A 12339-nucleotide genomic window follows, 5' to 3' on the forward strand; every position below is an offset into this window, starting at 1 on the left:
TGTCACGGTGACCATCGCCCAGCTCGGCACCGCCAACCCCGACATCACCGTCGACGACACCGACTCGGTCACACCCAACAGACAGAACACGCTGAAGTTCACGACATCGAACTGGGATGACGAGCAGACGGTCACGGTGCGGGCGGCCGATGACGACGATGCGATTCAAGATACCGCGAAGATCGGTGTGAGCGCCACCGGCGGAGGCTACGATAATGTCGCTCGTAAAGAAGTGTCGATAACGGTCGATGACAGCGACATGCCGGACATCAACCTCTCTACGACCTCGGTGTCGATCACCGAGGGCGATTCCGAGGATGGAAGCGAGGGTGCAAGCAATACCTTCTCGGTGCGTTTGGAAACCCAGCCGAGCGCCGAGGTGAAGGTGACACTGGCGCTGCCGAGCAATAGCGATGCGAGGGTGAATCAATCCACCTTGACCTTCACGAGGGATAACTGGGATGACTTGCAGGAGGTGAAGATCAGCGCGGTCGATGACAACGATCACGAGAATGACAGTGTGACCATCACCCTGTCCGCTGCCGGGGGCGACTACGGTAATGTTTCCCCAAAGAACGTCACGGTTTCGATAACGGATGACGACACGCCGGGATTGACGCTGTCGAACACTTCATTGAGCGTAAACGAGGGAGCGAACGAAACCTTCATGGTGGTATTGGATACCCAGCCGAGCGGTAACGTGACAGTGGATGTGGCGCAAAGCGGCACGACCAACGATGACGTGACCTTGGATAAGACATCGCTGACCTTCACGTCCTCGAACTGGAACCAAAGGCAGGCGGTGAAGGTCAGCGCGGCCGAGGATGATGATAACGGGAACGACAGCGCGACCATCACCTTGACGCCCTCGGGGAGCAATTACGGCACCGCTTCCTCGAAGAGCCTGCCGGTGACGATTCTCGATAACGATCAGCCGAACCTGCTGATCGCACCGAGGACATTGAATCTCGACGAAGGAGAAAGCGGCGGCTTCACCGTGAAATTGGCGACGCAGCCGAACGCGGACGTGACGGTGAATCTGACGCAGCCGAGCAATACCGACGTAAAGGTGGATCGGACTTCCCTTACCTTCACGAGCGACACTTGGAGTGTCTCCCAAAGAGTGGAGGTGAGCGTGGCCCGCGATGACGATATCGTCGATGAAAGTGCGAGCGTTGCGCTTCGCGCCTCGGGGGGCGGCTACGACAGCATTGGTGGCAGCGTGAGCGTCGATGTGAGTGACGGGGACACCCCGGGCCTTATGCTTTCGTCGACCGATTTGCGCATCGTGGAAGGTGAAACCCGTTCTTTCACGGTGAGTCTGACCAAGCGGCCGAACTCGGGTGTGACGGTGACGCTGACGCAGCCGAGCAATACCGAAGTGAAGATGGACAGGACCTCGCTTTTCTTCACGTCCGAGACTTGGAATACCCCCCAGAGGATACAGGTGCGGGCGGAAGAGGACGGCGATTCCGTGAATGACAGCGCGAGCATCTCTTTGACCGCATCGGGAGGCGATCACGAGGATGTCACCGACCAAGTATCGGTGACGGTGATGGATAACGATACGGTGGGATTGATGATCGCGCCGAACCCCTTGAATATCGACGAAGGCGATAGTGCCTCCTTCAATGTGAGGTTGGCGGCGAAGCCGAGCGGGAATGTCAAGATGGTGCTGGCGCAGCCGAGCAATCCCGATGTGACGGTGGATAAAGCCTTGATAATCTTCACCACCGACGACTGGGACTTTTATCGGTCGGTGAGGGTGAGCGCATTGATGGACGCCGATAGCGAAGATGACAGCGCAAGGGTGGAATTGACGCTTTCGGGAGGCGGCTACGACAATATCGTCGGTAGTTTGCCGATATCGATCAAGGATGTCGGTCAGTTCGGGGCATCGGCTTCACCGGGATTCGTGCTTTTTGAATCTCCGGTCGTCGTCGCCGAAGGGGCCTCGACCATGTTCAAGATGCGGTTGGCGACCCGGCCGATCCAAAATATAACGGTGAACTTGGAACAACCGTCGAATACCGACGTCATGGTGGATAGAACCGCGCTTGATTTCACGACCGATAACTGGGAGATAGCGCAAGGGCTTCAGGTGAGGGCGGCGGAAGACGACGATGCCTTCGAGGACCGGGCGACGATCAAGATGACCGTTTCCGGCGGTGCATCCGGCTCAGGCGGCTACGCCGACGTCACCGGCGATGTGCCGATCAGCGTAACCGACAACGACACCGCCGCCTTGGTGCTTTCCGAATCGAGGGTGAGCCTGGGTGAGAACGCCGTCGCCGTCCTTAGCGTCGAACTGGCGACCAAGCCATCGGGCGATGTGGCGATCAAGGTTGCCCGGCCCGACAATGAGGATGTGTACCTCGATAAGTATGCATTGACCTTCACCGCATCCGACTGGAATACGCCGCAGGCGTTGACGGTGGTCGCCGCCAAAGACGATGACGAGGAAGACGATTTCGCGGATATTTCCATCACCGCTTCGGGAGGCGGATACGACGGCGTTGTCGGCCGCGTGAGGGTCACCGTGGATGACGAAGATACGCCACCCGCCTTGCCGACTCCCGAGCGTTCCTTGGTCATATCGGGGGGTAGCCCGCTGATCGTCGCCGAAGGAGGCTCGGCATCCTTCAAGGTGAGGCTCACATCATCGCCGAGCGTGGATGTAACGGTCGTCGTGGAACGGCCTTCGAATGCCTACCTCGAACCCACCCCGACCCACCTGACATTCACCGCATCCGATTGGAACGAGGCCCAAGCGGTGACCGTCTCCGCCGCCGAAGACGGCGGTGACCAAGACGAGGAAACCAGCATTTACCTGAGTGCATCGGGAGGGGAGTATTCCGGTGTCACCGGCGAGGTGTCGGTGTCGGTGATCGACAACGATTCCTTCGACGGCGGCTTGATCCTATCTACGCGCAATCTGACCTTGGCCGAGGGTACCGACGGTACTTTCACCGTGAGACTGGCGACCCGGCCGGCGACGAATGTGAAGGTGATGTTGTCGCAGTCGAACCCCGATGTGAGGGTCGATACCAATGCAAGGGCCCAAGGCATGCAAAGTGCGTTGGTCTTCACCTCCTCCAACTGGGATGCGGCTCGAACCGTTACCGCCTACGCCGCCGATGATCCGGATGCCGATGACGATCTGGCGATCATATCGCTGACGGCTTCGGGCGGGGACTATGGCGGTATCACCGGCGAGATAGCGGTATCGGTGATGGATGACGAGCCATCCCCCGGCTTGTTACTATCGCCTTCGACGGGGGTGACGGTGACCGAGGGGAGCAGCGGCACCTTCACGGTGAGATTGGCGACCCGCCCCGGCGCCGGAGTGATCTTGTCATTGATGCAGCCGGCGAATTCGAGTGTGAAGATCGATACCGATGCGCAGGCGGTGGGCTACCAAAATAAACTTCTCTTCACCTCCTCGAATTGGGATCGCGTGCAGGCGGTGATCGTGAGCGCCGTCGATGACGCCGACGATATCGACAATCGAACGAGCATATCGATTTCCGCTTCGGGAGCGAGGGAATATTCGAAACTGACGATGCCGTTTGCGATCATCACCGTCGAGCCCGATCCCTCCTTGTCATGGGAGGCCAGAGCCAAGATCCCCGCCATCCCCCCGTTGGATTCCGAGGATCAGGCATCCCTTCGTATCCACTGCAAGGAACGAAGCGGGGAATGCGATGTCTATCTTGATTGCACGGCTCAAAGCGGCACGATCTATCGAGGTCGCTTGGATCCTCCGCTGCCGGCGTTGGGCGCCAGGTCGTTGAGCACTTCGGATATCGTCGATATCGTCGGCGATGATTGGAGCGGTGAAGGCCGTCTCGTTTGCGATGCCAGATCCGAAGAAACGATCAGCGCACAGATATTCACGCGCTCCGGGGACGGGGTGTTGGTCAACAACAGTCAAGCGCTTCGCAGCGTCGAGGCCCAAGATGTGATGGGCAAGACATATCACCAAGTGGATATCGAGTCGATACCCTCGCCGATGGATTCGGATCTGAGCAATATTCGCCTTCGTTGCGAAGGCAAGACCGGTGACTGCAACGATGTGATCTTCGAATGCTACGGGGATGACGGGACCCTATACGCAGGGGTGCTCGGGTTCATCGGGCGGATGCATACGAGGCATCTGCAAACCGAGGAGTTGGCTCGGATGATCGGGCATCGCTGGCAGGGGATGGGGCTCTCCTGCGAGGTGAAATCCGACAACCCCATGAGCGTGCAGGTTCTGACCCGAACCGGCGGCGGCCGCGCTTTGGTCAACAACAGTGCGAGCGGCATATACCGGGAGCCTGAAAAAACCGATTGAAGCATCGATCTCCGAGATCGCTTGGGGGATCCGATGATTCGCCCCATCGATGCGCTTCCGGTGAGGATTATCAAAGTTCCCTTTCGAAGCCCGATCTTTCGAAACTCGATTTTCGCTATCGGGGCAAGAAGCCGACCTCGCGCAGCAACTGTGCCGTTTCGAATAAAGGCAAACCCATCACCCCGGAGTAACTGCCATCGAGTCGGGTGATGAAGATCGCGGCTCGGCCTTGAATCGAGTACGCCCCGGCCTTGTCCAATCCCTCTTTGGATGCGCCATAGTCCTGACATTCGAAGTCGGATATCTCATCGAACCAGACGCGGCTTTCGGATAGACGAATCTGCGGCCCTTGCCGATCCGCGATCACCGCCACCGCGCTGATCACCCGATGCATCCTGCCGGAAAGTGCTTGCAGCATTTCGCGCGCATGGTCGATATCGTGAGGCTTTCCGAGCACTCGATCGCCCAACACCACCGCGGTATCCGCAGCCAGCAGGGGAATCGATTCGAGGGTGCCCTCGATCTTGGCCAATCCCCCCAAGGCTTCGAGCCCCGCCAAGGCCTTTTCGCGAGCCATCCGCTCGACGAAATCCCGCGGCGCTTCACCGGATCGCCGAATCTCATCGATCGGGGCATCGATCACCTCGCATTCGATTCCGATCCGAGTCAGAAGTTCGTACCTCCTCGGGGAGCGCGAGGCGAGACGGATCCATCTTCTCCCATCTTGGGGCACCCGCTCTGTGGCACCATTGCCGCCAAGTGCTTGCCCCTTCGCCGTTTCCGATGGCATCGTTCGTTCGCTTTCCGTCGCTTCGTTCGGTTCACGTCCGTGCCCCCGTCTCGGGGCGCTAGGACGCAGCGCTCGACTCCGGTCGAGTCTCTTCGGGCGAAGCGCTCGCCCCCCAGAGTTTCTCCAACTGATAGAGATCCCGGGTCTCCGGCAGCATCACATGCAAGATGAGGTCGTTGAGATCGACGAGGATCCATTCCCCCTCGCGCAGTCCCTCGACCCCCATCGGCCGATGCCCGACGGCCTTGGATTTTTCGATGACGTTCTCGGCCAGAGATCGTACCTGCCGGGTGGAGCGGCCGCAGGCGATGACCATGGTATCGGTGATATCGGTCAGCGCCCGGACATCGAGGACGGTGATACGGCTCGCCTTGCGATCTTCGAGAGCGTCCACGACCAGCCGAGAGAGCGGATCGAGTCCCGCTTTTTCAATCGCCGATTCATCGATGCGAGCATCATCGACCGGTGTCGTCGACTCAGGGAGTGGCGGCATAAAGTCCCTCCTTGATGAGGATATCGTGCACACGATCGGGGACGAGGAAGCGGATGGATTCCCCGCGAGCGCAATGGTCCCGGATACGGGAGGATGAGATATCGAGGACGGGGATATCGCGCACCAGTACGAAGCCCGACCGATGCGCACGCAACACCGTCGCATCATCGGTGCGATGCTCGCGCAAAAGGCGAGTCTCGATTTTGCGTTCACGCGCAAGGGCGTCGTTGTCGGCGCGATGGGCGACGGTGATATGGGCGAGATGGATGATTTCCTCGTGCTCGATCCAAGTGTCCAAGCGGGAAAAGGCATCCATGCCGAGGATCAGGCACAGCGAAGCCGAGGGAAATTCAACCCTCAGCGAGCGCAGCGTCTCGATGGTGGTGGTGGGTCCCTCGCGATCCAACTCGCAGTCATCGGCCAAGAGCCCGGGGATCCCCTCGACCGCCGCTTCGAGCAAGCGCATGCGGGTGGCGGCATCCGCTTGAGGGGCGGATCGCAGTCGCGGACGAGGAGCGGGCATCATGCGCACCGAGTCCAAGCCCAGCGCAAGACGCATTTCCAATGCGAGGCGCAGATGCCCGCAGTGGATCGGATCGAAAGTCCCGCCGAGGATGCCGATGACCTCGCAAGGGAGCGAAGAGGAGGGGGGCTGCACGCGCTTTTTCGTCAGCTGCGAACCTGTCCGTTGCCGAGGACGATGAACTTGCGCGTGGTCAACCCTTCCAAACCGACCGGGCCTCGGGCATGCAATTTATCGGTGCTGATCCCGATCTCCGCCCCCAAGCCGTATTCGAAGCCGTCGGCGAAGCAGGTCGGGGCATTGACCATCACCGAGCTGGAGTCGACTTCGCGCATGAAGCGTCGCGCCCGTGCCAGATCCGAGGTCACAATGGCATCGCTGTGGCCGGATCCATAAGCGGCGATATGCTCCATGGCCTCGTCGATCCCGCCCACGATTCGAATGGCGAGGATCGGAGCCAGATACTCGCTCCTCCAATCGTCCTCATCTGCCGCCAGAGCGTCCTCCACCAGCGACCGGACTCCCTCGCAGCCGCGGATCTCGACTCCGTGAGCGCTCAATCGAGCGGCCAGGCGAGGCAGAATCTCGCGGGCGATACCGCGGTCCACCAGCAGCGTTTCCATCGCTCCGCAGATGCCATAGCGGAAGGTCTTGGCGTTGAAGGCCACGTCGATCGCCATCTCGGGATCCGCCCCGTCGTCGATGAAGACATGGCAGTTGCCGTCCAAGTGCTTGATGATCGGCACCGTGGCTTGGCGGCGGATCCGCTCGATCAATCCCTTGCCGCCCCGGGGCACGATGACATCGACGTGGGCGTCCATCGTGATCAGCTTGCCCACCGCCGCCCGATCTCCGGTCTTGACCATCTGCACTCCCGATCGCCCCAGCCCCGCTTTTTCGAGCCCGTATTCGATGCAATCGGCGATGGCGAGATTCGATTGCAGGGCTTCGGATCCGCCTCGCAGGATGGTCGCATTGCCGGATTTGAGGCATAGGCCGGCGGCGTCGGCGGTCACATTGGGTCGGGATTCGTAGATGATGCCGATGACGCCGAGCGGCACCCGCATCCTTCCTACCTGCAGACCCGAGGGTCGCATCCGCAGCTCGTCGATTTCGCCGACGGGATCCGGCAGACCGGCGATTTGTCTCAAGCCCTCGACCATCCCGTCGATACGGGGTGGGGTCAGCTCGAGACGATCCAGCAGCGCCGGGGAGAGGCCCCGCTCTTTGCCCCGTTCGAGATCGATGCGGTTGGCGGCGCGGATATCCGGGACCATGCCGATGATTCGATCGGCGATCTCGAGTAGTGCGCGATTCCTCGCCTCGGTCGAGCTGCGGGCGATCTCCTTGGCCGCCGCTCGGGCGCGAAGCCCGAGATCGAGCATATAGTCATCGATATCGTCGATGGGGGCGTCCTTGCGCTTCGAAGCGGCCAAGGTATCTCGATGGGCAACGCCGGTATCGGTCATGGTTCGATCCTTCAAGCGAAAAGCGATTCTTTCTTCGAACATCGAATGGGAGAGGCTATCGTGTTTTCTTCTCTTCGGGGAATTCGGCTTTGCGAATTCGGCTCGGCGAACTCGCCAAATCGCCGGATTTCGATTCCGCCTTCGAAAACGCGGGCACCCACTGGTTCGACAGTCGATCAGGAGTAGGGTTGTCGATGGCGCAGTTTGACATTGCACATCGCCAGAACCAAACGCTCGAGTCCGCACCAAGCATCGGCGCGAGACCAGCGGACGATCGCCCCCGATCGGCTCGGCGATCCCTTCATGATTCGATCCACCCCCTCGGCGACCCCGAGAAGCCGGATCCAGCCTCGGCGGGGGATGCGGCGCAAAGCGAGATCGAGAAGGCGTTTTTTGGCCCACCAACCGGGTTCGCTGCGGGCCGCCTCGTCGATCCCGGCTCCGCCCTCCACTCTTTTGGCGACGGCGCAGACCCCGCGAATCCCCCAAGTCAACGAGGCCAGGATCTGGATCGGCTCGCTGCCTTCGTCGCGCAGGGTGCGCAGAATTCGCATCGTGCGCTCGCCTTTGCCCTCGAGCGCGCTATCGAGCAGATCGAAAGCCCCGAAACGGGCGCTGTCGACGACGCTGCTCATCACATCGTCCAGGGTGATGACGATCAAGGCTTCGGGATCGACGGAGCGACCATCGGGCGAGCCTTGATGTTTTATCGCTCCATCGTCGCCCGATTCGTTCGCCTGCGCTTCATGACTCGCCCCTTTGCCCAGCAGCAGAAGTTTGTCGATCTCCTGAGCGCAGGCTAAAAGATTGCCCTCGTTGCGCTCGGCCAGCACCTCGGCCGCCCCGCGCTCGATCGCTCCTCCTTTGACCTTGCCGCGAGCGATGATCCAGCCGGGCAGTTCGTGGGTTCGGATCGGGAAGGTCTCGATCACCGCCCCCGCGCTTTCCAAGGATTTGAACCAGCGGGTGGAAGTGGCTCGGCGGTCGAGACGAATATCGCACGAGATCAGCAGGATCACATCCGAAGGCGGAGAGCCGGCATACCACGTGAGCGTTTGTCCCCCTTCCTTCCCCGGCGAGCCCCCGGCAAGCCTCAAATCGATCAGTTTTTTTTGCGCGAAAAGCGAACGGCTGGTCGCCTGTATCTTGAGCGCGTTCCAGTCGAAACCGCTCTCGACATAGAGGACGATCCGTTCGTCGAAGCCCTTGGCTCGGGCTGCGGCCCGGATGGCGTCCAGGCTTTCCTCGCGTTGCAGCGGTTCGGCCCCGTGGACGAGATAGATACTCTCAGGCTTGCCTCGTAGGCGCGAGGCCAGAGCGTCGGGTCGTATCTTCATGCGGCGCGTATCTTCATGCAGGCGCATCGCCTTGCGCGCGCATCGCCGCCCACGCCGCTTGCACTCGGCGTACGATGCCGGCGGCGGCATCTCGCCTGATATCGTCTCGCAGCGTCGATTCCTCCCACTCGGTGGCGAGCAGGCGCTGCGGATCGTGGCGGGATTCCCGCCGAAGGCTCAAGATCTGCGAAGGGATGATCGCTTCGCCTCGGATCCCGATCAACCGAAAGCGCAGCCGACATACGACCGCGAAATCACGCTCCTTGCCGCTTCCGATATCGATGATCAGATTCTCGCGATGGCAACGCTCATCGAGGATCTGCAGATGCGGGATGCGATTTTGCGTCGCCGTATCCGTCACCACATCCGTCGCCACCCCCATTCCCTCGAGGATCCCGACGATATCGCTTCGGATCGCATCGGGGCCGGATACCCGCATCGCCTCGATATCGAGCCCTCGATCCGCTTCGAAGCCCCTAAGAGCATAGCCGCACCCGGTGCAAAGGAGGGCGGCGATCAACACTCCGACCAATGCTGCGGATCGCCGCCGCAAGGCGGGCGCGGGCGGATTCGAAAAGCGCATGGTGCGTTGACGGGCGGCTCGTGGTTTTTCGATCGGCATCGTCGCAGTCCTGTTCATCGAGATCGGCTACACCACGATATTGACGATCTTGCCGGGCACGACGATCACGCGCTTTACATCCTTGCCCTCGATGAAGCGAAGGACATTGGCGTTGTGCGTCGCTGCGGCCTCGATCGTCGGCCGATCCGCATCGGCCGCCACCCGAATTTGGGCCCGCAGCTTGCCATTGACCTGCACCGCCAGATCGATCTCGTCGCGCACGATGGCGCTTTCGTCCACCGTCGGCCAAGCGGCGTCGATCACCGCCTCTCGATGCCCCAAAGCCTGCCAAAGGACATGACAGATATGGGGGATCACCGGTGCGAGCATCAAGACGATGGCTTCGAGCGCTTCTTGGATCACCGCCCGCCGGATATCTCTCGATCCCTCATCCGAGCCCGTTCGTTCGCATCGGGCTTCGTAGGTGGCGATCTCGTTCAGCAGTTCCCGGCAAGCGGCGCAGGCGGTATTGAATTTATAGCGCCGCCCCACATCGTCGCTGACCTTGGCGATGGTCTCGTGGGTGCGGCAGCGAAGAAATCGCGCATTTTCGTCCAGCGAGCCCAAGTCGATGCCCGGCGCGCCGTCTTCGAATCGCAAGAGCGTCGATCCCTCCTGCTCGGTATGGGTGCGCACCACTTGCCAAAGGCGACGCAGGAAGCGGGCGGCCCCGGCGACCGCGCTTCCCGACCATTCCAACATCTGATCCGGCGGCGAGGTTTCCATCACATAGAGTCGCACGGTATCCGCACCGTAGCGAGCGACCATATCCTCCGGATCGACCCCGTTGTTTTTCGATTTCGACATCTTCTCGACGGGGCCGATGGAGAGCGCCTTGCCGTCGCTGCGCGTTCGGGCACTGACACTGCGTCCGCGGGCATCGTGCTCGACATCCACCTCGGCGGGAGCGTAATAGCGGATCTTCCCTTCCTCTTCGAGGTAGAAGGTTTCCGCCACCACCATGCCTTGGGTCAGCAGGCTGGAGAAGGGCTCGCGCACCCGACTCAACCCCGCCTCGTTGATCAGTTTTTGATAGAAGCGGGCATACATCAGATGCAAGATGGCATGCTCGATCCCGCCGATATATTGATCCACCGGCAGCCAGTAGTCCGCCCGTTCGTCCAGTTTGGCGCTATGGGCATCGGCGCAGCAAAAGCGGGCGAAGTACCAAGAGGATTCCATGAAGGTATCGAAGGTGTCGGTATCGCGCCGCGCCGGTCCGCCGCATATCGGACAGGTCGTATCGACGAATTCCTTGAGTTTGGCGAGGGGCGAACCGCCGCCGGAGAGATCCACATCATCGGGCAACACCACCGGTAGCTGCTCGTCGGGCACCTTGACCATCCCGCAAGACTCGCAATGGACGATCGGCACCGGACATCCCCAATAGCGCTGGCGCGAGACCCCCCAGTCGTGCAGGCGATAGTTGACGCGGCGCACGCCGCGATCGTTCTCCTCGAGCCATTTCGCCATGGCCTCGAAGCATTCATCGAAGCCCAGCCCCGAATACCCCCCGGAGTCGATGACGATGCCCTCCTTGCCGGTCCAAGCGGCGCTTTGGACATCCACGATCTCGTCGCTCCCCTTCGGGGGAGAGATGACCTGGCGGATGGGCAGACCGTAGCGGCGGGCGAATTCGTGATCGCGCTCGTCGTGAGCGGGCACCGCCATGATCGCTCCGGTGCCGTAGCCCATGAGGACGAAATTCGCGACCCAGATCGGAATCCGCTCGCCGTTGAAAGGATTGATCGCCCGCAGGCCGAGATCGCAGCCGCGTTTATCCACGGTCTCGATCTCCGCCTCGGAAGTACCGCCGCGGCGGCATTCATCGATAAATGCCGCCACCTTGTCATCGCTCTTGGCGACCTTGACGGCCAAGGGGTGATCTGCGGCCACCGCCATGAAGGTCGTGCCGTAGATGGTATCGGGGCGAGTGGTGAAAACCCGCAAGGGATCCAGATCCGGCTCGTCGGCGATATCGAAGTCGATCTCCGTGCCCACCGAGCGTCCGATCCAGTTGCGCTGCATCGTTTTGACGGCATCGGGCCAGTCGATATTGTCGAGCTCGTCGAGCAACTCGTCCGCATAATCGGTGATGCGCAAGAACCATTGCGGGATCCGTCGGCGCTCCACCAAGGCGCCGGAGCGCCAACCGCGGCCGTCGATGACCTGCTCGTTGGCCAACACCGTCTCATCGACCGGATCCCAGTTGACCTCCGATTCCCGGCGGTAGGCGATCCCTTGCTCGAATAGGCGGGTGAAAAGCCACTGCTCCCAACGGTAGTAATCGGGATCGCAAGTGGCGAATTCCCGATTCCAGTCGTAGGCGAAGCCGAGTCTTCGCAGCTGCCGCTTCATATCCTCGATATTCTTCCGCGTCCAAAGAGCCGGAGGCACCTGATTGGTGATCGCCGCATTCTCCGCGGGCAGGCCGAAGGCATCCCAGCCCATCGGCTGCAAGACATTGCGTCCGCGCATGCGCTGGTAGCGGCTGATCACGTCGCCGATGGCGTAGTTCCTGACATGCCCGATATGCAGCTTGCCGCTGGGATAGGGAAACATCGACAGGCAATAGAATTTCTCGCGAGAGGGATCTTCTCGGACATCGAAAGATCGATGTTCGTCCCAATAAGTCTGCGCTTGCTCTTCCACCCGTTCGGGGGTATAGCGCTCGTCCATCATCGTTGCGGCTTCCTAAGGATTGGTGAGGGGCGAAAAATCCCGCGATCTTAGATCTTGCCGGAAAAGGCGGGAGTGGGAATCGAGCGA

At 60.9% G+C, this 12339-nt stretch carries 8 protein-coding genes; 1 reads left to right on the plus strand and 7 read right to left on the minus strand.

Annotation, left to right across the window (positions count from 1 at the left end; all coding sequences use genetic code 11):
• Positions 1-4336: hypothetical protein (locus tag BF99_RS23390; protein ID WP_025770757.1), on the plus strand; the 4336-nt coding region annotated here is incomplete at its 5' end.
• Positions 4337-4451: 115 nt separating this feature from the next.
• Here the strand turns inward: BF99_RS23390 and BF99_RS0110040 are convergent.
• From BF99_RS0110040 to leuS, 7 genes are all read right to left on the minus strand, one after another.
• Entirely contained in the window at positions 4452-5126 is a 675-nt protein-coding gene (locus BF99_RS0110040; protein WP_025770758.1) for a Maf family protein, read from the minus strand.
• A gap of 58 nt (positions 5127-5184) precedes the next feature.
• Entirely contained in the window at positions 5185-5619 is a 435-nt protein-coding gene (gene rsfS, locus BF99_RS0110045; protein ID WP_081759208.1) for a ribosome silencing factor, read from the minus strand.
• The gene (gene nadD, locus BF99_RS0110050; protein ID WP_025770760.1) at positions 5603-6277 is read right to left on the minus strand and encodes a nicotinate-nucleotide adenylyltransferase; all 675 of its coding nucleotides are present in this window, start codon (positions 6275-6277) and stop codon (positions 5603-5605) included. Before nadD ends, rsfS begins: the two co-directional genes overlap by 17 nt.
• 11 nt (positions 6278-6288) lie before the next feature.
• The gene (locus BF99_RS0110055) at positions 6289-7527 is read right to left on the minus strand and encodes a glutamate-5-semialdehyde dehydrogenase (protein ID WP_051482871.1); all 1239 of its coding nucleotides are present in this window, start codon (positions 7525-7527) and stop codon (positions 6289-6291) included.
• 260 nt (positions 7528-7787) lie between these two features.
• Positions 7788-8975, minus strand: a complete 1188-nt coding sequence (gene holA, locus BF99_RS20690) for a DNA polymerase III subunit delta (RefSeq protein WP_025770762.1) — start codon at positions 8973-8975, stop codon at positions 7788-7790.
• Positions 8962-9570, minus strand: a complete 609-nt coding sequence (locus BF99_RS0110070; RefSeq protein ID WP_025770763.1) for an LPS-assembly lipoprotein LptE — start codon at positions 9568-9570, stop codon at positions 8962-8964. Before BF99_RS0110070 ends, holA begins: the two co-directional genes overlap by 14 nt.
• A 27-nt stretch (positions 9571-9597) precedes the next feature.
• Positions 9598-12249, minus strand: a complete 2652-nt coding sequence (leuS, locus tag BF99_RS0110075; RefSeq protein ID WP_025770764.1) for a leucine--tRNA ligase — start codon at positions 12247-12249, stop codon at positions 9598-9600.
• Positions 12250-12339 lie beyond the last annotated feature (90 nt).

It is taken from the genome of Thioalkalivibrio sp. HK1, from assembly GCA_000583135.1.
GTDB lineage: Bacteria > Pseudomonadota > Gammaproteobacteria > HK1 > HK1 > HK1.